The 19,156-nt window shown below is 41.2% G+C and carries 34 protein-coding genes; all 34 read right to left on the bottom strand.

Annotated elements, in window-relative coordinates:
- Window positions 1-115 precede the first annotated feature (115 nt).
- Window positions 116-502: a 50S ribosomal protein L17 gene (rplQ, locus tag MK482_RS01755; protein WP_000331493.1), complete on the bottom strand. Its 387-nt coding sequence runs from the start codon at window positions 500-502 to the stop codon at window positions 116-118.
- Between the two features lie 11 nt (window positions 503-513).
- Window positions 514-1,449: a DNA-directed RNA polymerase subunit alpha gene (locus tag MK482_RS01750; protein WP_000568988.1), complete on the bottom strand. Its 936-nt coding sequence runs from the start codon at window positions 1,447-1,449 to the stop codon at window positions 514-516.
- Between the two features lie 42 nt (window positions 1,450-1,491).
- Complete coding sequence (gene rpsK, locus MK482_RS01745; protein WP_001118385.1) at window positions 1,492-1,875, bottom strand: 30S ribosomal protein S11; 384 nt, start codon at window positions 1,873-1,875, stop codon at window positions 1,492-1,494.
- 17 nt (window positions 1,876-1,892) lie between these two features.
- Window positions 1,893-2,258, bottom strand: a complete 366-nt coding sequence (gene rpsM / locus MK482_RS01740) for a 30S ribosomal protein S13 (protein WP_000090781.1) — start codon at window positions 2,256-2,258, stop codon at window positions 1,893-1,895.
- A 17-nt stretch (window positions 2,259-2,275) separates the two neighbouring features.
- A complete protein-coding gene (gene rpmJ / locus MK482_RS01735) occupies window positions 2,276-2,392 on the bottom strand; it encodes a 50S ribosomal protein L36 (protein WP_001808836.1) in 117 nt (38 codons plus the stop codon).
- A 24-nt stretch (window positions 2,393-2,416) separates the two neighbouring features.
- A complete protein-coding gene (infA, locus tag MK482_RS01730; protein WP_001029883.1) occupies window positions 2,417-2,635 on the bottom strand; it encodes a translation initiation factor IF-1 in 219 nt (72 codons plus the stop codon).
- A gap of 116 nt (window positions 2,636-2,751) precedes the next feature.
- Window positions 2,752-3,390, bottom strand: a complete 639-nt coding sequence (locus tag MK482_RS01725; RefSeq protein WP_001050436.1) for an adenylate kinase — start codon at window positions 3,388-3,390, stop codon at window positions 2,752-2,754.
- A 150-nt stretch (window positions 3,391-3,540) separates the two neighbouring features.
- Window positions 3,541-4,851: a preprotein translocase subunit SecY gene (gene secY / locus MK482_RS01720; RefSeq protein WP_061088480.1), complete on the bottom strand. Its 1,311-nt coding sequence runs from the start codon at window positions 4,849-4,851 to the stop codon at window positions 3,541-3,543.
- A 12-nt stretch (window positions 4,852-4,863) separates the two neighbouring features.
- Window positions 4,864-5,304 carry a 50S ribosomal protein L15 gene (rplO, locus tag MK482_RS01715; protein WP_000766088.1) on the bottom strand — a complete coding sequence of 147 codons (441 nt, stop codon included), beginning with the start codon at window positions 5,302-5,304 and terminating at the stop codon, window positions 4,864-4,866.
- Window positions 5,305-5,448: 144 nt separating this feature from the next.
- Window positions 5,449-5,631, bottom strand: coding sequence for a 50S ribosomal protein L30 (gene rpmD / locus MK482_RS01710; protein ID WP_000057241.1), 183 nt, complete (start codon window positions 5,629-5,631; stop codon window positions 5,449-5,451).
- Window positions 5,632-5,644: 13 nt separating this feature from the next.
- Window positions 5,645-6,139: a 30S ribosomal protein S5 gene (gene rpsE, locus MK482_RS01705; RefSeq protein ID WP_000874202.1), complete on the bottom strand. Its 495-nt coding sequence runs from the start codon at window positions 6,137-6,139 to the stop codon at window positions 5,645-5,647.
- A 17-nt stretch (window positions 6,140-6,156) separates the two neighbouring features.
- Window positions 6,157-6,513, bottom strand: a complete 357-nt coding sequence (gene rplR, locus MK482_RS01700; RefSeq protein WP_000624044.1) for a 50S ribosomal protein L18 — start codon at window positions 6,511-6,513, stop codon at window positions 6,157-6,159.
- An 83-nt stretch (window positions 6,514-6,596) separates the two neighbouring features.
- The gene (rplF, locus tag MK482_RS01695) at window positions 6,597-7,133 is read right to left on the bottom strand and encodes a 50S ribosomal protein L6 (RefSeq protein WP_000086640.1); all 537 of its coding nucleotides are present in this window, start codon (window positions 7,131-7,133) and stop codon (window positions 6,597-6,599) included.
- A gap of 187 nt (window positions 7,134-7,320) precedes the next feature.
- On the bottom strand, window positions 7,321-7,719 hold the full coding sequence (rpsH, locus tag MK482_RS01690; RefSeq protein WP_000245504.1) for a 30S ribosomal protein S8: 399 nt from the start codon (window positions 7,717-7,719) through the stop codon (window positions 7,321-7,323).
- Window positions 7,720-7,932: 213 nt separating this feature from the next.
- Entirely contained in the window at window positions 7,933-8,118 is a 186-nt protein-coding gene (locus MK482_RS01685; RefSeq protein ID WP_001085697.1) for a type Z 30S ribosomal protein S14, read from the bottom strand.
- A gap of 17 nt (window positions 8,119-8,135) precedes the next feature.
- Entirely contained in the window at window positions 8,136-8,678 is a 543-nt protein-coding gene (gene rplE, locus MK482_RS01680) for a 50S ribosomal protein L5 (protein ID WP_000013542.1), read from the bottom strand.
- Between the two features lie 23 nt (window positions 8,679-8,701).
- Window positions 8,702-9,007 (bottom strand): 50S ribosomal protein L24, encoded by a 306-nt coding sequence (rplX, locus tag MK482_RS01675; protein ID WP_000497691.1) that lies wholly within the window; start codon window positions 9,005-9,007, stop codon window positions 8,702-8,704.
- Window positions 9,008-9,085: 78 nt separating this feature from the next.
- Window positions 9,086-9,454: a 50S ribosomal protein L14 gene (gene rplN, locus MK482_RS01670; RefSeq protein ID WP_000616545.1), complete on the bottom strand. Its 369-nt coding sequence runs from the start codon at window positions 9,452-9,454 to the stop codon at window positions 9,086-9,088.
- Window positions 9,455-9,479: 25 nt separating this feature from the next.
- Window positions 9,480-9,740 (bottom strand): 30S ribosomal protein S17, encoded by a 261-nt coding sequence (rpsQ, locus tag MK482_RS01665; RefSeq protein WP_000440801.1) that lies wholly within the window; start codon window positions 9,738-9,740, stop codon window positions 9,480-9,482.
- 24 nt (window positions 9,741-9,764) lie between these two features.
- Window positions 9,765-9,971 carry a 50S ribosomal protein L29 gene (gene rpmC / locus MK482_RS01660; RefSeq protein ID WP_000772918.1) on the bottom strand — a complete coding sequence of 69 codons (207 nt, stop codon included), beginning with the start codon at window positions 9,969-9,971 and terminating at the stop codon, window positions 9,765-9,767.
- A 9-nt stretch (window positions 9,972-9,980) separates the two neighbouring features.
- Window positions 9,981-10,394: a 50S ribosomal protein L16 gene (gene rplP, locus MK482_RS01655; RefSeq protein WP_000960946.1), complete on the bottom strand. Its 414-nt coding sequence runs from the start codon at window positions 10,392-10,394 to the stop codon at window positions 9,981-9,983.
- 3 nt (window positions 10,395-10,397) lie between these two features.
- The gene (gene rpsC / locus MK482_RS01650) at window positions 10,398-11,051 is read right to left on the bottom strand and encodes a 30S ribosomal protein S3 (protein ID WP_000529936.1); all 654 of its coding nucleotides are present in this window, start codon (window positions 11,049-11,051) and stop codon (window positions 10,398-10,400) included.
- A 12-nt stretch (window positions 11,052-11,063) separates the two neighbouring features.
- Window positions 11,064-11,408, bottom strand: a complete 345-nt coding sequence (gene rplV / locus MK482_RS01645; RefSeq protein ID WP_000818137.1) for a 50S ribosomal protein L22 — start codon at window positions 11,406-11,408, stop codon at window positions 11,064-11,066.
- Window positions 11,409-11,419: 11 nt separating this feature from the next.
- A complete protein-coding gene (gene rpsS / locus MK482_RS01640; RefSeq protein WP_000533766.1) occupies window positions 11,420-11,701 on the bottom strand; it encodes a 30S ribosomal protein S19 in 282 nt (93 codons plus the stop codon).
- A gap of 103 nt (window positions 11,702-11,804) precedes the next feature.
- Complete coding sequence (gene rplB, locus MK482_RS01635; RefSeq protein WP_000512911.1) at window positions 11,805-12,638, bottom strand: 50S ribosomal protein L2; 834 nt, start codon at window positions 12,636-12,638, stop codon at window positions 11,805-11,807.
- A gap of 17 nt (window positions 12,639-12,655) precedes the next feature.
- Window positions 12,656-12,952: a 50S ribosomal protein L23 gene (locus MK482_RS01630; RefSeq protein WP_001055347.1), complete on the bottom strand. Its 297-nt coding sequence runs from the start codon at window positions 12,950-12,952 to the stop codon at window positions 12,656-12,658.
- Entirely contained in the window at window positions 12,952-13,575 is a 624-nt protein-coding gene (gene rplD, locus MK482_RS01625) for a 50S ribosomal protein L4 (RefSeq protein ID WP_049487408.1), read from the bottom strand. Before rplD ends, MK482_RS01630 begins: the two co-directional genes overlap by 1 nt.
- A gap of 24 nt (window positions 13,576-13,599) precedes the next feature.
- Window positions 13,600-14,226, bottom strand: coding sequence for a 50S ribosomal protein L3 (gene rplC, locus MK482_RS01620; RefSeq protein ID WP_000160197.1), 627 nt, complete (start codon window positions 14,224-14,226; stop codon window positions 13,600-13,602).
- A gap of 216 nt (window positions 14,227-14,442) precedes the next feature.
- Window positions 14,443-14,751 carry a 30S ribosomal protein S10 gene (rpsJ, locus tag MK482_RS01615; RefSeq protein WP_001284513.1) on the bottom strand — a complete coding sequence of 103 codons (309 nt, stop codon included), beginning with the start codon at window positions 14,749-14,751 and terminating at the stop codon, window positions 14,443-14,445.
- 244 nt (window positions 14,752-14,995) lie between these two features.
- Window positions 14,996-15,622: a uridine kinase family protein gene (locus MK482_RS01610; RefSeq protein ID WP_268717803.1), complete on the bottom strand. Its 627-nt coding sequence runs from the start codon at window positions 15,620-15,622 to the stop codon at window positions 14,996-14,998.
- On the bottom strand, window positions 15,619-16,209 hold the full coding sequence (nrdG, locus tag MK482_RS01605; RefSeq protein ID WP_261066981.1) for an anaerobic ribonucleoside-triphosphate reductase activating protein: 591 nt from the start codon (window positions 16,207-16,209) through the stop codon (window positions 15,619-15,621). The genes MK482_RS01610 and nrdG overlap by 4 nt, the downstream gene beginning before the upstream one ends.
- Window positions 16,202-16,708, bottom strand: coding sequence for a GNAT family N-acetyltransferase (locus MK482_RS01600; protein ID WP_261141530.1), 507 nt, complete (start codon window positions 16,706-16,708; stop codon window positions 16,202-16,204). The genes nrdG and MK482_RS01600 overlap by 8 nt, the downstream gene beginning before the upstream one ends.
- Before the next feature lie 43 nt (window positions 16,709-16,751).
- Window positions 16,752-16,892, bottom strand: coding sequence for a hypothetical protein (locus tag MK482_RS01595; RefSeq protein WP_000521621.1), 141 nt, complete (start codon window positions 16,890-16,892; stop codon window positions 16,752-16,754).
- Window positions 16,893-16,903: 11 nt separating this feature from the next.
- Window positions 16,904-19,111, bottom strand: coding sequence for an anaerobic ribonucleoside-triphosphate reductase (gene nrdD, locus MK482_RS01590; protein WP_268717802.1), 2,208 nt, complete (start codon window positions 19,109-19,111; stop codon window positions 16,904-16,906).
- Between the last annotated feature and the right edge of the window lie 45 nt (window positions 19,112-19,156).

Below are 19,156 nucleotides of genomic sequence, written 5' to 3'. Positions count from 1 at the left end.
TACTATCCCAACTTATGATGAGTGTTCCCGCTAGGACCGAAATCCTAGCGGTAGACCAGAGCTAGACTAAGAGCACAAGACTCCATCATCATAACACTCAACAAAATTGATGATTTTATACTAATTCGATGATCGCCATTGGCGCTGCATCACCACGACGTGGTTCAGTTTTAAGGATACGAGTGTATCCACCGTTACGTTCAGCATAACGAGGTGCGATTTCTGAGAACAATTTTTGAAGTGCTGTAGTAGAAGTGTACTTATCAGTTGCTTCATCATAGTTTTCAGATGCGATTTCATTACGTACGAAAGCAGCTGCTTGACGACGTGCATGCAAATCACCACGTTTACCTAGAGTAATCATTTTTTCAACAGTTTTACGGATTTCTTTAGCACGAGCTTCAGTTGTCACGATTGATTCGTTGATCAAAAGGTCAGTTGTCAAATCGCGAAGCATTGCTTTACGTTGTGAGCTAGTGCGTCCTAGTTTACGGTAAGCCATGTATTCCTCCTTTATTTATCTTTTAATCCAAGACCCAAATCAATGAGTTTGAGTTTCACTTCTTCCAAACTCTTGCGTCCAAGATTTCGTACTTTCATCATCTCTGCTTCAGATTTTTCTGTCAAATCATGCACAGTATTGATACCGGCACGTTTCAAACAGTTGTATGAACGCACAGACAAGTCCAGTTCCTCAATCGTACGATCCAAAATACGGTCGTCAGATTCAGTATCAGCTTCTTTCATCACTTCAGTTGACTTAGCAATCTCAGTAAGATTTGTAAACAAATCAAGATGTTCTGTCAAAATACGTGCTGAAAGCCCTAAAGCATCTTCTGGAATAATTGTTCCATTTGTCAAGATTTCAAGGGTTAGTTTGTCAAATCCATCATTGCTACCTACACGAGCAGGTTCAACTTGATAGTTGACTTTGGTAACTGGTGTATAAATAGAATCTACAGCAAGTGTCCCAACTGGTGCATTATCCTTTTTATTTTCATCTGCAGGTACATATCCACGACCACTGTTAACAGTCATAGTCGCTTTTAGAGAAGAACCTTCACCGATTGTAAAGAGATAATGATCTGGATTTACAATTTCAATATCGCTATCTGTCAAAATGTCACCAGCTGTTACTTCAGCAGGACCTTCAACATCCAGTTCGATGATTTTTTCGTCTTCAACGTACGATTTCACTGCAATTCCTTTAATGTTCAGAATGATTTGCATCACGTCTTCACGAACACCTGGAACTGTGTCAAACTCATGTAACACACCATCAATGTTAATAGATGTCACAGCTGCTCCTGGTAGAGAAGCTAGAAGTACACGACGAAGAGAGTTACCAAGAGTTGTACCGTAGCCACGTTCAAGTGGTTCGATTACAAACTTGCCATAATCTTTATTTTCATCAATTTTTGTTATATTTGGTTTTTCAAACTCGATCATTTAGTTACTCCCTCTTAAACGAAAAGCAGTGTAATGCGATGATTATACACGGCGACGTTTTGGAGGACGAGCACCATTGTGTGGCACTGGAGTCACATCACGAATTGCTGTTACTTCAAGACCAGCGGCAGCAAGCGCACGAATAGCTGACTCACGACCAGAACCTGGACCTTTTACAGTAACTTCAACTGATTTAAGACCGTGTTCTTGTGCAGATTTAGCAGCAGCTTCAGAAGCCATTTGAGCAGCGAATGGTGTAGATTTACGAGAACCTTTGAAACCAAGAGCACCAGCTGATGACCAAGCAATTGCATTACCATGCACATCAGTAATCATAACAATAGTGTTATTAAATGTAGCGTGAATATGAGCAATACCAGATTCGATATTCTTTTTCACACGACGTTTACGTGTTGGTTTAGCCAAGACTTTTACCTCCTATATTATTTTTTCTTACCAGCAATCGCAACAGCTTTACCTTTACGAGTGCGAGCGTTGTTTTTAGTGTTTTGTCCACGGACAGGAAGTCCACGACGGTGACGGATACCACGGTATGAACCGATTTCCATCAAACGTTTGATGTTCAAGTTTACTTCACGACGAAGGTCACCTTCAACTTTGATTGCATCCACTTCACGACGGATAGCATCTTCTTGATCTGATGTAAGATCACGTACACGAACATCTTCTGAGATTCCAGCAGCAGCCAAAATTTTCTTAGATGTTGCAAGTCCGATACCATAAACATAAGTCAATGAGATTACTACGCGTTTGTCATTTGGAATGTCAACTCCAGCAATACGAGCCATGTTTTCTCCTTTCTATCTTATCCTTGACGTTGTTTGTGTTTTGGATTTGCTGGGCAAATTACCATAACACGACCATTACGACGAATAACTTTACAGTATTCGCAAATTGGTTTGACCGATGGTCTTACTTTCATTTCTTATCCCTCCAAGTTTTTCGATTATTTAAAGCGGTAAGTGATACGTCCACGTGTCAAGTCATATGGACTCATTTCGACAGTAACACGATCTCCCGCTAAAATACGAATATAGTTTTTACGAATTTTACCAGAAACTGTTGCTAAAATCTGATGTCCATTTTCAAGTTCAACCGTAAACATTGCATTCGGCATTGTATCAACTACTTTGCCTTCAACTTCAATCACATCGTCTTTTGCCACGCAAAAGCACCTCCATAAATTTCGATTCGATGCCTCTAGACACAGAGACAACAATTATAAGTCAGACTATCTCAGTATAACATTTGTAGCTGATTTTTGCAAGTGTGAAAAGCGCTTTATTTCAAATTTGTCAATACTTTTTCGATATCTGAGAAGACATCATTGATATCCTGATTGCCTTCGATGTCATGAACCAAGCCTTTGGCACGGTAGTGAGCAATGATTGGTTCCCCTTGAGCAATATTCACATCCAAACGACGTTTGACTGTCTCAGGCTTATCATCTTCACGTTGGTAGTAATCTTCTTCTTTATAGTCAACTGGTGGGTTAAAGACCTTGTGGAAAGTTTCTCCAGTTACGCGGTGGATGATACGGCCACTCAAACGTTCCAAGAGGCTGTCTGGATTCACTTCGATGTTGATAACACCTTCTAGCTCGATGCCAAGTTCAGCCAATGTTTTGTCCAAGGCATGAGCTTGTTCGATCGTGCGTGGGTAACCATCCAATAAGAATCCTGTTTCTTTAATATCATCTTGTGAAAGACGTTCTTTTACGATTCCATTTGTAACTTCGTCAGGAACCAATTCACCCTTGTCAATGTATGACTTAGCAAGAACACCCATTTCAGTTTGATTTGCCATAGCAGCTCGGAACATATCACCTGTTGAGATATGTGCAACATGGAATTGTTCTACGATTTTTGCTGCTTGAGTTCCCTTACCTGCACCAGGTAAGCCCATAATCAAAAGATTCATGATTTGATCTCCTTATTTTATTTTTAAATAGAAGCAAAAAGTTTTTTCACCCCTATTTAAAAACAAAATAGAAGAGGGGAGACCAAACTCTCACAAATGTCAGAGTTTAAACCTCCACTCCCTCAGTATTTACTGATTCAGTAAATACTTTTATTCTGTTCTGTCCATGAAACCAACATACTTACGTTTCAATAGGTAACCTTCCAATTGTTTGATTCCTTCAATACCTGTAGAGATAATGATCAAAAGACTGGTTCCTCCAAAAGCAACTGCTTCTGAAAGTCCGAAAACATCTTTTGCTACGATCGGTAAAATAGAAATCACACCAAGGAAGAGAGAACCAACCGTTGCAAGACGACGAAGAAGTTTAGACATATATTCTTCTGTACCTTTACCAGGACGAACTCCGTGGATATAGGCACCGCTCTTTTGTAGGTTTTCTGCCGCTTTTTCAGGATTAATCTGTACAAACGTATAGAAGAATGTAAAGAGAATAATCAACAAAGCATACATGGCAATACCAGTTGGTGAAGTTGTTGCCAACATTTCTTGTGCTGTTCTTACCCAAGCCCAATCATGACCTGTAGCGCTCAAAAACTGAAGAATAGCCGCTGGCGCTGCAGTAATCGAACTTGCAAAGATAACAGGGATAACTCCAGCAGGGTTTACCTTCAATGGAAGGTAAGAGCTAGATGGAGCACCTTGTGCAACCTTAGTATATTGGATTGGAATTTTGTATTCTGCTTGTTGAACATAAGTTGTAAAATAAATGATCAACAATACAGTAATAATCAAAATGATTACGAAAATGATAGATGAGTTGATACGGTCACTTGGAACGTTCACAAAGTAGTCCACATAGATGCCTTGAATCATCTCTGGGATTGAGGAAACAATCCCGGCAAAGATAATCATAGAAACACCATTTCCGTATCCCTTATCTGTAATTTGCTCTCCCAACCAAGTAACAATCATGCTACCAGCTGTTAAGATGATACCAATCATGATAAAGACTTGTGGAGTAAGAGCTGTTTTCAACAATTGAGCTCCAGCCAAAGTATTAAAACCAGCTGTAATCCCGATAGATTGCACAAAAGCTAAAACAAGAGCAATATAACGAGTAGCTTGATTCAATTTTCTTCGACCTACTTCCCCTTGTTTACCCCACTCTACAAATTTGGGTAAAATATCCATTTGCAAGAGTTGTACAACGATAGAGGCCGTAATGTAGGGACTGACACCAAGAGCAAAAACTGAAAAGTTTTTCATGGCATTCCCTGACACCAAGCTCAACATGTTTAAGAAGGATAATCCACTTAAAGCATTCAAGCTATTGGCATTCACACCGGGAACTGTAATGCTAGTTCCGATACGAAAGACCAAAACGATAAAAATTGTAAATAAAATTTTTGATCGAACCTGCTTGACTTTAAGAGCTTCTCTTAATAATTTAAAAAACATAGGTCACCTCTCTTAGATGACTTCTACTGAACCACCTTTAGCAGTGATAGCTTCTTCAGCTGATTTAGAGAATTTAGCTGCTTTCACAGTCAATTTCTTAGTCAACTCACCGTTACCAAGAACTTTAATACCTGATTTTTCAGCTTTAACAATTCCTGCTTCGATAAGAACAACTGGAGTAACTTCAGCACCATCTTCAAAGACGTTCAATTGGTCAAGGTTCACAATTGCGTATTCTTTAGCGTTGATGTTAGTGAATCCACGTTTTGGAAGACGACGGAACAATGGAGTTTGTCCACCTTCAAAACCAAGGCGAACTCCGCCACCGCTACGAGCTTTTTGACCTTTTTGACCACGACCAGATGTTTTACCGTTACCTGATGAAGTACCACGACCAACGCGGTTACGTACTTTACGAGAACCTTCTGCAGGTTTCAATTCATGAAGTTTCATTTTTATTTTCTCCTCTTTTGTAAAATGCTAGCGCCGATAAGGGAGAAAAGGTTGTCTCCCCCATCAACTCGCCTATACGACGTCATCATTGATGACTATATCTAGTTTTAGGGGATGGTATAGTGCACATCCCCTAAAAATTCATTAGTTTACTTCTTCAACTGTTACCAAGTGAGATACTGCAGTGATCATACCACGGATAGCAGCATTATCTTCTTTAATAACAGAGCTGTTCAATTTGCCAAGTCCAAGTGCTACAACAGTTTTACGTTGTGATGGAATGCGTCCGATTGGAGACTTAGTCAAAGTAATTTTAATTTGAGCCATTTTATCCCCTTTCTTATGCCAAATCAGAAACTGAAATACCACGAAGGGCAGCAACTTCTTCAGCGCGTTTCAATTGTTTCAAACCTTCAACAGTTGCACGAACAATGTTGATTGGAGTGTTAGAACCAAGTGATTTAGATGTAATATCTGCCACACCTGCCAATTCCACAACGGCACGAACTGCACCACCAGCGGCAACTCCAGAACCTTCTACAGCAGGTTTCAACAATACTTTAGCTCCACCGAATTCTGAAAGAACTTCGTGTGGGATTGTTGTTCCAACCATAGGAACTTCGATCAAGTTTTTCTTAGCATCATCTACTGCTTTACGGATTGCTTCTGGAACTTCTTGAGCTTTACCAGTACCAAATCCTACGCGACCGTTGTGGTCACCAACAACAACAAGAGCTGCGAAACGAAGACGACGTCCACCTTTAACAACTTTTGTAACACGGTTGACAGCAACTACGCGTTCTTCTAATTCAACTGCATTGTCTTTAAATGCCATTTTCTAGTGTCCTCCTATTAGAATTTCAATCCGTTTTCACGAGCTGCATCAGCCAAAGCTTTCACACGTCCGTGATATAGATATCCACCGCGGTCGAACACCACTTCTGAAATACCTTTAGCGTTTGCACGTTCTGCAACGAGTTTACCGACAGCAACGGCTTGTTCAGTTTTAGTTCCTTTTGAAACTTCTTTGTCAAGAGTTGAAGCACTTGCGAGCGTTACACCCGCTACGTCATCAATCACTTGAGCGTAGATGCCTGTATTAGAACGGAATACGTTCAAACGTGGGCGATCAGCAGTTCCAGAGAGTTTTCCGCGAACGCGACGGTGGCGTTTTTGGCGGAGTTTGTTTTTATCTGGTTTTGAAATCACAGTTTTCACCTCTTTAGTTTTAAATCGTGTGCTATGCACAAAGTTGGAAAATAGGTTGGTGGTTGAGACTCAACCACTCAACATTATTTACCTGTTTTACCTTCTTTACGGCGAACGAATTCACCAACGTAACGGATACCTTTACCTTTATATGGTTCTGGTGAACGAAGGCTACGTACGTAAGCAGCTGTTTGACCAACTACTTCTTTTGAAATTCCGCTAACAACGATTGTTGTTGGGTTTGGAAGTTCAAAAGTAATTCCTTCTGGAGCTTCAACTTCGTCTGGATGAGATTTACCAACAGCCAAAACAAGTTTAGATCCTTGAAGTTGTGCACGGTAACCAACCCCGCGCATTTCAAGTTCTTTCTTGAATCCTTCTGATACACCAACAACCATGTTGTTCAAAAGGGCACGAGTCGTTCCATGGATAGTTTTCATTTCTTTTGAATCGTTTGGACGGTGAAGAGTTACTTCAGTACCTTCCACACGGATTTCAATATCTTTTGAGAACTCACGAGTAAGTTCTCCTTTAGGTCCTTTTACAGTTACAACGTTGTCATTGTTAGTGAGTTCAACACCAGCAGGCAACACGATAACTTTATTACCAATACGTGACATGTTTATTTTCTCCTGTTAAATTGTCAGGCCATAACGGCCAGTTTTCACGGGGTTAAATCGATTTCTCGATTTAAAGGAACATTTAGGTTTCAATTTCAAAGTGAATCTAGGCATCGTCTCGCAGGCATAACTTTGGGTTAGGCAAGAGACGATAACGAAGAGTCACAAAGAAATTGGGAGCTAAATATTACCAAACGTAAGCGATAACTTCTCCACCAACATTCTTTTGGCGTGCTTCTTTATCAGTAAGCAAACCTTCAGAAGTTGAAAGGATAGCAATTCCAAGTCCGTTAAGAACTTTTGGAAGGTCTTCACGTTTTTTGTAGACACGAAGTCCTGGTTTAGAAACACGTTTCAAGTTAGTGATAACTTTTTCACCGTTTGGTCCGTATTTAAGGAATACACGGATGATGCCTTGTTTGTCATCTTCGATGATTTCAACGTTTTTTACAAAACCTTCGCGTTTAAGGATTTCAGCAATCCCTTTTTTGATGTTTGATGCAGGTACTTCAAGTACTTCGTGTTTAGCTTGGTTAGCATTACGAATACGAGTTAGGAAGTCTGCGATTGGGTCAGTCATAACCATTTTGTTTTTCTCCTCTTACTAGTAGTTTGCAAGTTGCACTTGCTAGTTAATGATTGAGCTAGGCTCAGATAGTATTGATACATTAAAATAAGAAAACTCTTATTTGAACAGGAGCTACAACCTGGGCAAAAAAGATAAATTTGTTTTGGAGCATCGCTCCTACACCAAATTTCCTATTTTTGCTGTGGTTGTTACGCTCTTTGTATCATGATATTACCAAGATGCTTTTGTTACACCAGGGATTTGTCCTTTGTAAGCTAATTCACGGAAGCAAACACGGCAAAGTTTAAATTTGCGGTAAACTGAATGTGGACGACCACATTTTTCACAACGAGTATAAGCTTGAGTAGAGAACTTCGCTGGACGTTTGTTCTTAGCAATCATTGATTTTTTAGCCATTAGATTTACCTCCTATATTATTTTGCAAAAGGCATTCCAAGGCCTGTAAGCAATGCACGTGACTCTTCGTCAGTGTTAGCGGTTGTTACGATAACGATGTCAAGACCACGAGTTTTGTCAACGTCATCGAAGTTGATTTCTGGGAAAATCAATTGTTCTTTCACACCAAGTGTGTAGTTTCCGCGTCCGTCAAATGATTTTGTTGGAACACCGTGGAAGTCACGTACACGTGGAAGTGAAACTGAAACCAATTTATCCAAGAATTCGTACATACGTTCACCACGAAGGGTAACTTTTGCACCGATCGCAACACCTTCACGAAGACGGAAGCCGGCGATTGATTTTTTAGCTTTAGTGATAAGTGGTTTTTGACCTGAGATAAGTGCCAATTCTTCAGCAGCTTTTTCAAGGCTTTTAGCGTTTGATACAGCTTCACCAACACCCATGTTCAAAACGATCTTATCTACTTTAGGCACAGCCATCACTGATGAGTAGTTGAATTGTTCTGTCAAAGCAGGAACTACTTCATTAAGATATTTTTCTTTTAAACGATTTGCCATTATACTTCTCCTTTCCTTCGTGATTAATCAAGCACTTCGCCTGATTTTTTGTTGTAGCGAACTTTTTTACCGTCTACAAATTTGTAACCAACACGACCAGCTACACCATTTTTGTCCAAAACTTGAACGTTTGATACGTGGATAGCTGCTTCTTTCTCGATGATACCACCTTGAGGAAGCTCGTTAGTTGGACGTTGATGTTTCTTAACGATGTTAACACCTTCAACGATAACTTTGTTTACTTTTGGAAGGGCAGTAAGGACAACAGCTTCTGTTCCCTTATCTTTACCAGCGATTACGCGAACTTTGTCGCCTTTTTTTACAAACATTAGGTTTCTCCTTGATTTTTCTTACGCCCATAAGGGCACCCTGGAGGTAAATCCAGGGGACTAGTTTGTTTCTAAAAATTAAAGTACTTCTGGAGCAAGTGACACGATCTTCATGAAGCCACCTTCACGCAATTCACGTGCAACTGGGCCAAAGATACGTGTTCCGCGAGGAGTTTTGTCTTCACGGATGATAACTGCTGCGTTTTCGTCAAATTTGATGTATGAACCATCAGCACGACGAGCACCTGATTTAGTACGAACGATAACTGCTTTAACAACGTCACCTTTTTTAACCGCACCACCAGGAGTAGCTTGTTTTACAGATGCCACGATAACATCACCGATGTTTGCAAATTTACGTCCTGAACCACCAAGAACTTTGATAGTCAAGATTTCGCGAGCACCGCTGTTGTCTGCGACTTTCAAACGAGTTTCTGTTTGAATCATTTCAGTTTTCTCCTTTCAGGTTTGATTAGATGATGACCGCTTCTTCAACAACTTCTACAAGACGGAAACGTTTTGTAGCTGAAAGCGGACGAGTTTCCATGATACGTACGATATCGCCTTCTTTGGCAACATTGTTTTCATCATGAGCTTTGTATTTTTTAGAGTAGTTAATACGTTTACCATAGACTGGGTGGTTACGTTTTGTTTCAACTACAACTGTGATTGTCTTGTCCATTTTGTCAGATACAACACGTCCAACAAGAACTTTACGATTATTGCGTTCCATTGAAATTTCTCCTTCCCTAGTCTATTATTTCGCTTCAGATTGAACTGTTTTGATACGAGCGATTTGTTTTTTAACTTCTTTCAAGCGAGCTGTTTGTTCCAATTGACCAGTAGCAGCTTGGAAACGAAGTTCAAACAATTCTTTTTTCAATTCGTTTTCGCGCTTCGCGAGTTCTTCTTGAGAAAGACCACGAAGTTCTTTAACAAATTCTTTTACTTCATTAAGTTTCATGCCTTCTCCTTATTCTGCTTCACGTTTTACGAATTTACATTTAACTGGCAATTTGTGGCTAGCAAGACGAAGCGCTTCGCGTGCAATCTCTTCAGATACACCAGCAATTTCGAACATCACTTTACCACGTTTAACTGGTGCTACCCAACCTTCAGGTGCCCCTTTACCAGATCCCATACGCACACCGATAGCTTTAGCAGTGTATGATTTGTGTGGGAAGATTTTAATCCAAACTTTACCACCACGTTTCATGTAACGAGTCATGGCGATACGAGCAGCTTCGATTTGGCGGTTAGTGATCCAGTGGCTAGTTGTAGCTTGAAGACCGTATTCACCGAATGCTACTTCTTTTCCACCTTTTGCTTCACCGCGCATTTTTCCACGGAATTCACGACGGTGTTTAACACGTTTAGGTACTAACATTGGTTATTTACCTCCTTTAGTGTTTTTGCGAGCTGGAAGAACTTCACCACGGTAGATCCATACTTTAACACCAAGTTTACCGTATGTAGTATCTGCTTCTTCCCAAGCGTAATCGATATCTGCACGAAGTGTGTGAAGTGGAACAGTTCCTTCAGAGTATCCTTCAGCACGGGCGATATCTGCACCGTTCAAACGACCTGATACTTGAGTTTTGATTCCTTTAGCTCCAGCACGCATTGCACGTTGGATTGCTTGTTTTTGTGCACGACGGAAAGCAACACGTTGCTCCAATTGACGAGCAATACCTTCACCTACAAGGTGAGCATCCAAATCAGGTTGTTTGATTTCGATGATATTGATGTGTACTTGTTTTCCAGTCAATTTGTTAAGTTTTGCACGGAGTGCATCAACGTTAGCACCACCTTTACCGATAACCATACCTGGTTTAGCAGTGTGAAGTGAAACGTTAACTTTGTTTACTGCGCGTTCGATTTCGATAGTTGAAACTGCTGCGTCAGCAAGTTCTTTTTGAACGAATTTACGGATTGCAAGATCTTCATGAAGGTAATCCGCGTATTCTTTTTCAGCATACCATTTGGCATCCCAATCACGGATGATGCCGACACGCATACCAATTGGATGTACTTTTTGACCCACGATTTTACCTCCTTATTTTTCTGCAACAGCTACAGTGATGTGAGCTGTACGTTTGTTGATTGGTGAAGCTGAACCTTTCGCACGTGGACGGAAACGTTTCATAGTTGGTCCTTCGTTTGCGAATGCTTCAGATACTACCAAGTTAGCTTTATCCAAACCAAAGTTGTTTTCAGCGTTAGCTACAGCTGAGTTCAAAACTTTCAAGATGATTTCAGCAGCTTTGTTTGGAGTGAATGTCAAGATTGCGATTGCATCGGCTACGCTTTTACCACGGATGTTATCAAGAACAAGACGTGATTTACGAGGTGAAACACGTACTGTACGAGCCATTGCTTTAGCTGAAGTAATTTCTGCCATTTATGTTCTCCTTATTTTCTACGTGTTTTCTTGTCGTCTGCAGCGTGACCTTTGTAAGTACGAGTTGGTGCAAATTCACCAAGTTTGTGACCTACCATGTCTTCTTGGATGTAAACAGGTACGTGTTTACGTCCGTCATAAACTGCAATAGTGTAACCAATGAAACTTGGAAAGATCGTTGAACGACGTGACCAAGTTTTAATAACTTTTTTCTTTTCGTCGTTAGCTTGAGCTTCAACTTTTTTCATCAAATGCTCATCGACGAAAGGTCCTTTTTTAAGACTGCGTCCCATTTTTATATTTTCTCCTTTAAATGTTGTACCACAGCGGCTTGCGCTCACATGGAGCGCTACCGAGCTGGCGGATTTGCTAGTTGCTTAAGCGACTAGTTTAATATTATTTCTCGTTGCGACGACGAACGATAAGTTTGTCAGATTTCGCTTTCTTGTTACGAGTTTTAAGACCAAGAGCAGGTTTGCCCCATGGAGTAGATGGTGCTTTACGACCAACTGGTGCTTTACCTTCACCACCACCGTGTGGGTGATCGTTAGGGTTCATTACAGAACCACGAACTGTTGGGCGGATACCTTTCCAACGGCTACGTCCTGCTTTACCAAGGTTTACAAGTCCATGTTGTTCGTTTCCGACAACACCAACTGTAGCACGGCAAGTTCCAAGAATCATACGAACTTCACCTGATTGAAGACGAACAAGAACGTATTTACCTTCAGAACCCAATACTTGAGCAGATGCTCCAGCAGCACGTACCAATTCACCACCACGACCTGGTTTCAACTCGATGTTGTGGATCAAAGTACCAACTGGGATGTTAGCAAGTGGAAGAGCGTTTCCGACTTTGATATCTGCTTCTGGACCTGAAACGATACGTTGACCTACTTCAAGACCTTTTGGAGCGATGATGTATGCTTTCACACCGTCAGTGTAGTGTACAAGAGCGATATTTGCAGAACGGTTTGGATCGTACTCGATTGTTTTAACAACTGCTTCAACGTTGTCTTTGTTACGTTTGAAGTCAACCAAACGGTAGAAACGTTTGTGTCCACCACCTTGGTGACGAACTGTGATACGACCGTTGTTGTTACGACCAGCCTTGCTCTTCAATGCAACAAGCAATGATTTTTCAGGAGTGCTTGTTGTGATTTCAGCGAAATCCAAAGAAGTCATATTACGGCGACCGTTTGTTGTTGGTTTATAAACACGAATTCCCACGATATTTCCTCCTTAGATTATTCAGCTTCAGCAGCAAACAACTCGATTGCTTTAGAATCAGCTGTAAGTGTGATGATAGCTTTTTTAGTTTTGTTAGTAAAACCAGTGTAACGTCCAACACGTTTAGCTTTTGGTTTTACGTTGATTGTGTTAACGTTGGCAACTTTAACACCTTCGAAAGCAGCTTCAACAGCTTGCTTGATCAAAAGTTTGTGTGCACGAGTGTCAACTTCAAATACATATTTTCCTGCTTCAAGTTGAGCCATTGAGCTTTCAGTGATTACAGGTTTTTTGATAACATCATACAAATTCATTATGCAAGAACCTCCTCGATTTTAGAGATAGCTGCTTGAGTAACAAGAAGTTTGTCACTATTTGCGATGTCAAGAACACTTGCAGTTGTAGCAGTCGCAACTTTCACGTTTGGAAGGTTACGAGCTGAGAGAGCTGCGAATTCGTTTCCTTCTTCAAGAATAACAAGGACTTTAGAATCGATGCTCAAAGCTGCAAGAACTTTTGCAAATTCAGCAGTTTTTGGAGCTGTAAATTCAAGAGAATCAACGGCTACAAATTTATTTTCAGCAACTTTTTCTGAGTAAACAGATTTAAGCGCAAGGCGACGAACTTTTTGAGGAAGTTTGTACGCATAGCTACGTGGAGTTGGTCCGAAGACGATTCCACCACCACGCCATTGTGGAGAGCGGATAGAACCTTGACGAGCACGTCCAGTTCCTTTTTGACGCCATGGTTTGCGTCCGCCACCTGAAACAGCTGAGCGGTTTTTAACTGCGTGAGTTCCTTGACGAAGGCTAGCACGTTGGCTGATGATCACATCAAACACAACAGATTGGTTTGGTTCGATACCAAAGATTGCATCGTTAAGAACAACTTCGCCCGCTTCTTTACCAGTTTGGTCGAATAATGTTACATTTGCCATTTTGACTGTATTCCCCTTTCCTTATTATTTACCAGCTTTAACTGCTGACTTGATAGTGATAAGAGATTTCTTAGCACCTGGTACGTTACCTTTGATAAGGATAACGTTCTTTTCTGGAACAACTTGTACAACTTCAAGGTTTTGAATTGTTACACGGTCGCCACCCATACGTCCTGCAAGGTTTTTACCTTTGAATACGCGGTTAGGTGCAACAGGTCCCATAGAACCTGGACGACGGTGGTAACGAGAACCGTGAGCCATTGGTCCACGTGATTGTCCGTGGCGTTTGATAACACCTTGGAAACCTTTACCTTTAGAAGTACCAGTTACGTCAACAACGTCTCCAGCTGCGAATGTTTCAACTGTGATTTCAGCACCAACTTCCAAGCCTTCAACGTTTTTGAATTCACGAATGAAGCGCTTAGGAGCCGTGTTAGCTTTCGCTACATGTCCTTTAGCAGGTTTGTTGCTCAATACTTCGCGTTTGTCATCGAAACCAACTTGGATAGCGTTGTATCCGTCTGTTTCAACAGTTTTAACTTGAAGGACAACGTTTGGAGTTGCTTCAATAACTGTTACAGGGATCAATTCGCCAGCTTCAGTGAAGATTTGAGTCATTCCCACTTTTTTCCCTAAGATTCCTTTTGTCATGAGAAAATAGTTCCTTTTCTATATTTTTTATTCAAAAAGTTTTTAACGAGCGTTTTTTATGCTCAAGTCTAAGATACAAAGGGCGTCAAACTCAAAGTAAAAATAGGAAACTGACGCAGTGTCTAGCAGACACTAGGAAGTTTATCTTTTTCACACCGAGTTTAGCCCGTGTTCAATTAGATTGAAACACCAGCCTCTGCTCTTTTATATTTTAGATTAAAGTTTGATTTCTACGTTTACACCACTTGGAAGATCCAATTTCATCAACGCATCAACTGTTTTTTGAGTTGGGTTAACGATATCGATCAAACGTTTGTGTGTACGCATTTCAAATTGTTCGCGAGAGTCTTTATATTTGTGAGTCGCACGAATGATTGTGTAGAGGCTACGTTCAGTTGGAAGTGGGATTGGACCCGCAACTTGTGCGCCTGTACGAGTAGCTGATTCTACGATTTTTGCAGCCGCTGTGTCAAGCGTACGGTGTTCGTAAGCTTTCAAACGGATACGGATTTTTTTGTTTGCCATCTTTTTCTCCTTTTCGTCTATTTAAGATAATAGGCTAGCTCCACAAGAAAACCGACGCGATGTTGCGTGGCAATGCAACCGAGCGTGTCGCAACCTCTTGCATCAAAGCTAAGGCTGTAATTTACAGCACCATAATAGAATAACACAAAGCCCCTGCGATTGCAAGGGATTTGTTGCTGTTTTTTCGTTTTTTTACGATGAAACTGTTTTCTTATTTTTTCTTTCTAAAATTAGAGATTTTCTTCTATATAAATTGAGTTCTCTTGACCTCAAATTTACCTTCTGATTGGTCCACTAAGATATTCGCCTTAGACTCCGTTTCTTTATAATATCGCAGATACTGCTCCCGTCTCATCTGATGACTAGCCAATACAAAGGATGCATCACGATTTCTCACAGTCGTATCTCGAGCTAGACGCCGCTTTAATTCGGTCTCCTCATCCGTGTAGAAACAGATGGTTTTGTCAAAGAGTTCCTTGGGTAAAAAGCCTACAGACATCCCTTCGACAATCAGAACTGGTTTTGCTCCAGACAAGATCTCACTAGCTTTCCAAGGTTCTTCAATTGTTAAGATATCCATACCTGCCTGTAAGGCCAGGATATCTCTCTCCAAACTCGCCAGTTCATGCGCCACTGGTAGACAGGCCGTTACCTTTTGATTTGACGCGTCCTTTGGTACTACCAAATAGCGTCCGGAGGTGATATAAGGATCTGTTTCTAGCAAATTTACTGTAGTAGAATCTAAAGCTTGGTACAATTCCTGTGCAAAGGTTGATTTACCTGAAGCTCCATGACCGTATATTCCCAGTGTTTTGATTTTTCCAGCTTCTATTTCTGAAACCAGTTGTTTTATCAGGTCTTTTTTCTTCATTCTCTCTTCACCTGTTCATAGCTTTCTTTCCCGTCATTGAGCTTATCCCAAATCACTACTTGCCCACTTTTGAGCGATTTTTGTACATCGATAATTCGTTGATTGGACGAACCTCGAAACTGAAGCATGAGATTTCTCTTAGTTCGATCGTATCGTCCATCGACAAGAATGTCAATCAATGATAAGAGTTCCAGTTTATCTGGAGTTTCCAACAACATTTCTTCCCATGTATAGCCCGTCCATGACCAGATGTCCTTGTCTGGCAATTCCTTTCGAATGCGCTTAACCAGAGGCAAGAGAATCCCAGTATTGAGAAAGGGCTCCCCTCCCAGCAAGGTCAAGCCTTGAACATAAGGTTGAGCGAGATCTGCCATGATCTGTTCTTCTAATTCTGCTGTATAGGGAATACCAGCATTGAAAGACCAAGTGGCAACATTATAGCAACCCTCGCAGTGAAACATGCAGCCTGATACATAGAGGGAGTTCCGCACACCTTCTCCATCCACAAAGTTAAAGGCCTTGTAGTCGATGATACGCCCTTGACTGAGCTCTTCACTTTTCCATTCTTGTGGTTTTGGATTATTCATTCGCTACCTCTATCCAATAACGCTCGACTCCATTACGAACATCCTCAATGAGACCTCCATTTGCTAAAATGACTGCTCTGCTAGCAGGATTATTTACACTACAGGTCACAAGAGCTTTCTTGATGTTCTTTTCCTTAGCAACTTGCAAGCCCTGACGGAGAGTTTCCTTAGCATAACCCTTACCTCTTTCTGATGGGCGAATGGAGTAGCCAATGTGACCACCTTCTTCTAGTAGAAAGTTACTGAGGCGCAACCGGAGATTAAGAAATCCAATTGCTTTACCTTTCACAGAAAAAGCTACTAACTGAATTGCGGGAACCCATCCTTCAGTCAAATTAATCCCCATTTCCTGATTCTGATTACTTTCCAACCATTCCTCATAAGAAAAATTTTCTGTATCCCAGAAACCACCGTCGTGAGGCGACTGATATTTTTCAAACTCTGCCATCATCTCTAAAACTGTTTCTTTATCTGCTAATCTTGGTCTGCGTAGTTCCATCCTTACCTCCCACTATGAGAAAAGCGAGAGCTGACTCTCACTTTTATTTCTTCTTATTCTTATTTAAAAATTGTTCTCTGAGGCTAAGCAAACGTTCTTTCTTACCAGCTCCACCTTTAGAGTGTTTCTCGTGATAACGGGTCACTTGTGCGCGCCCCTTATCATCTAATTGATATTTTCCCATTTCAGTTCTTTCTAATTTGTTACTTGATGACCAGCTATTTTAATCGTTGAGCCATTCATGTGTTTGACACGCGCAGCGATTTCCTTGTGACGTCCATTAACCATCGGACGCGCTTGAGGATTACCTAGGTAGCCACAAGTTCGTTTGACCACATCTACTGTTTTAGGGTCGCTATTGCCACAGTTAGGACAAGCAAAGCCCCTCTCAGTTGGTTCAAAATCCCCTTCAAAATCACACTTGTAGCAACGGTCAATTGGTGTATTGGTCCCTAGATAGCCGACACGGTCATAGGCATAGTCCCAGACAGCTTCCAAGGCCTTTGGATTTTGCTGAAGGACTGGATACTCACAGTAATGGATGAAACCTCCCGACGCACCTGCTTCTGGATAGACTTTCTCAAAGTCTAATTTTTCAAACGGTGTTGGATTTTTACGAACATCGTAGTGGAAAGAGTTGGTATAGTATTCCTTATCTGTAATATCAGGAATAGAACCAAACTTCTCTGTATCTAGTCGGCAGAAACGGTCTGTCAAACTTTCAGACGGTGTTGAGTAGATAGAGAAATGGTAGCCATATTGATCAGACCACTCTTCTACACGACGTTTCATATCACGAATGATATCCAGCGTGAATTCCTTAGCATCTGGATTGCTTTCCCAGCTGTTACCAAAGAAAACAGTTGCTACTTCATACAAACCGATATAGCCTAGCGAAACTGTGGCACGACGATTCTTAAAGAGCTGGTCAACACTTTCTTCTTTACCTAGACGATGGCCAAAAGCACCGTACTGATAAAGGATAGGAGCATTCGCTGGCGTCGCCTCTTTAGTGCGTTCGACACGATAAACAAGAGCATCTTCAGCGATATTCATCCTCTCGTTGAAGATTTCCCAGAACTTATTCATGTCACCCTCAGACTCAAGAGCAATACGAGGCAGGTTAACCGTCACAACACCCAGATTCATACGGCCTGAATTAACTTCTACGCCATTCTCGTCTTTCCATCCTTGAAGGAAAGAACGACAGCCCATAGGAACTTTGAAAGAACCTGTCAAGTCAACAATCTTATCGTAAGACAAGACGTCTGGGTACATCCGTTTAGTTGCACATTCCAGTGCCAACTGCTTGATGTCATAGTTGGGAGTTCCTTCCTCTAAGTTGAGACCTCGTTTCAGAGTAAAAATGAGTTTAGGAAAGATAGCCGTACGATGTTCCGAACCAAGCCCCTTAATGCGAATGTTTAAAATAGCTTTTTGAATTTCCCGCTCAAAACGATTGGTTCCTAGACCAAAGCCTAGCGAAGTAAAAGGTGTTTGTCCATTTGAAGTGAAGAGGGTGTTGATTTCATACTCAAGAGATTGCATGGCATCGTAGATATCTTTCTGAGTTTTCTTCCAAGCGTAATCTTCCCGTTTTTCAGGCAAAACCCACTCTTCCGCATCCTTGAGGTGTTTTTGATAATTCTTCTCTGCATAAGGAGCCAAGACTTCATCGATACGGTCAGCTGAACAACCACCGTACTGGCTAGAAGCAACGTTGGCAATGATTTGGGAAATCTGAGCTGTCGCAGTCTGGATAGACTTAGGACTTTCTACCTCTGCATTTCCAATCTTAAAGCCATTTTCCAACATCCCCTTGAAATCAATCAAACAGCAGTTGGTCATAGGTGTATAGGGACTGTAGTCCAAATCGTGATAGTGGATATCCCCTTTTTGGTGGGCATTGGCTACGTGCTTAGGAAGCATTTGCAGTCCGATTGATTTTCCAACGATGCCCGCTGTCAAATCACGCTGGGTATTAAAGACATCGCTGTCTTTATTAGCATTTTCATTGACAACTGCCTGGTCTTTGTTGAGAAGCTTATTGATACTAAAGTTGATATCCGTCGCTTTTGAGCGCTCAAAATCCCTCTGTGTTCGATAAGTGATATACTCTTCAGCCAGCGCATATTCTTTGGCTTCGAGGAGTTCATGTTCTACGATATTTTGAATTTCGTAAATCTTAACCCCCTTTGGAAAGCGACTATGAATTTCTGTGACAATTCGCTCGGTCAGAGCATTTAGGCGCTTTTCAACCAAGGGTGTCACATCCATAACCTTGTCAGCCGCCTTGTGGAGAGCCTTGTCAATCTTGTCCACATCAAATACAACACGTCTCCCATCTCGTTTCTCAACGAAAAGGGTTGGTAGGGTTGTAATTTTTTCTTCTAGTGCAATCATATTCATGCTCTTTTCTAAAATGTTCTTTCTAAAAAGTATTATACC

The organism is Streptococcus mitis (assembly GCF_026782865.1).
Classification (GTDB): domain Bacteria; phylum Bacillota; class Bacilli; order Lactobacillales; family Streptococcaceae; genus Streptococcus; species Streptococcus mitis_CG.
The sequence above is the reverse complement of the archived record's forward strand: the minus strand, read 5'-3'. Positions and strand labels throughout refer to the sequence as shown.

Bases quoted from the DNA above. Each gene is read 5' to 3' on its own strand.
- rplQ (WP_000331493.1), bottom strand. From the start codon at position 502: ATGGCTTACCGTAAACTAGGACGCACTAGCTCACAACGTAAAGCAATG.
- MK482_RS01750 (WP_000568988.1), bottom strand. From the start codon at position 1,449: ATGATCGAGTTTGAAAAACCAAATATAACAAAAATTGATGAAAATAAA.
- rpsM (WP_000090781.1), bottom strand. From the start codon at position 2,258: ATGGCTCGTATTGCTGGAGTTGACATTCCAAATGACAAACGCGTAGTA.
- rpmJ (WP_001808836.1), bottom strand. From the start codon at position 2,392: ATGAAAGTAAGACCATCGGTCAAACCAATTTGCGAATACTGTAAAGTT.
- MK482_RS01725 (WP_001050436.1), bottom strand. From the start codon at position 3,390: ATGAATCTTTTGATTATGGGCTTACCTGGTGCAGGTAAGGGAACTCAA.
- secY (WP_061088480.1), bottom strand. From the start codon at position 4,851: ATGTTTTTTAAATTATTAAGAGAAGCTCTTAAAGTCAAGCAGGTTCGA.
- rplO (WP_000766088.1), bottom strand. From the start codon at position 5,304: ATGAAACTTCATGAATTGAAACCTGCAGAAGGTTCTCGTAAAGTACGT.
- rpmD (WP_000057241.1), bottom strand. From the start codon at position 5,631: ATGGCTCAAATTAAAATTACTTTGACTAAGTCTCCAATCGGACGCATT.
- rpsE (WP_000874202.1), bottom strand. From the start codon at position 6,139: ATGGCATTTAAAGACAATGCAGTTGAATTAGAAGAACGCGTAGTTGCT.
- rplF (WP_000086640.1), bottom strand. From the start codon at position 7,133: ATGTCACGTATTGGTAATAAAGTTATCGTGTTGCCTGCTGGTGTTGAA.
- rpsH (WP_000245504.1), bottom strand. From the start codon at position 7,719: ATGGTTATGACTGACCCAATCGCAGACTTCCTAACTCGTATTCGTAAT.
- MK482_RS01685 (WP_001085697.1), bottom strand. From the start codon at position 8,118: ATGGCTAAAAAATCAATGATTGCTAAGAACAAACGTCCAGCGAAGTTC.
- rplE (WP_000013542.1), bottom strand. From the start codon at position 8,678: ATGGCAAATCGTTTAAAAGAAAAATATCTTAATGAAGTAGTTCCTGCT.
- rplX (WP_000497691.1), bottom strand. From the start codon at position 9,007: ATGTTTGTAAAAAAAGGCGACAAAGTTCGCGTAATCGCTGGTAAAGAT.
- rplN (WP_000616545.1), bottom strand. From the start codon at position 9,454: ATGATTCAAACAGAAACTCGTTTGAAAGTCGCAGACAACAGCGGTGCT.
- rpsQ (WP_000440801.1), bottom strand. From the start codon at position 9,740: ATGGAACGCAATAATCGTAAAGTTCTTGTTGGACGTGTTGTATCTGAC.
- rpmC (WP_000772918.1), bottom strand. From the start codon at position 9,971: ATGAAACTTAATGAAGTAAAAGAATTTGTTAAAGAACTTCGTGGTCTT.
- rplP (WP_000960946.1), bottom strand. From the start codon at position 10,394: ATGTTAGTACCTAAACGTGTTAAACACCGTCGTGAATTCCGTGGAAAA.
- rplV (WP_000818137.1), bottom strand. From the start codon at position 11,408: ATGGCAGAAATTACTTCAGCTAAAGCAATGGCTCGTACAGTACGTGTT.
- rpsS (WP_000533766.1), bottom strand. From the start codon at position 11,701: ATGGGACGCAGTCTTAAAAAAGGACCTTTCGTCGATGAGCATTTGATG.
- MK482_RS01630 (WP_001055347.1), bottom strand. From the start codon at position 12,952: ATGAATTTGTATGATGTTATCAAAAAACCTGTAATCACTGAAAGCTCA.
- rplD (WP_049487408.1), bottom strand. From the start codon at position 13,575: ATGGCAAATGTAACATTATTCGACCAAACTGGTAAAGAAGCGGGCGAA.
- rplC (WP_000160197.1), bottom strand. From the start codon at position 14,226: ATGACAAAAGGAATCTTAGGGAAAAAAGTGGGAATGACTCAAATCTTC.
- rpsJ (WP_001284513.1), bottom strand. From the start codon at position 14,751: ATGGCAAACAAAAAAATCCGTATCCGTTTGAAAGCTTACGAACACCGT.
- MK482_RS01610 (WP_268717803.1), bottom strand. From the start codon at position 15,622: ATGAAGAAAAAAGACCTGATAAAACAACTGGTTTCAGAAATAGAAGCT.
- nrdG (WP_261066981.1), bottom strand. From the start codon at position 16,209: ATGAATAATCCAAAACCACAAGAATGGAAAAGTGAAGAGCTCAGTCAA.
- MK482_RS01600 (WP_261141530.1), bottom strand. From the start codon at position 16,708: ATGGAACTACGCAGACCAAGATTAGCAGATAAAGAAACAGTTTTAGAG.
- MK482_RS01595 (WP_000521621.1), bottom strand. From the start codon at position 16,892: ATGGGAAAATATCAATTAGATGATAAGGGGCGCGCACAAGTGACCCGT.
- nrdD (WP_268717802.1), bottom strand. From the start codon at position 19,111: ATGATTGCACTAGAAGAAAAAATTACAACCCTACCAACCCTTTTCGTT.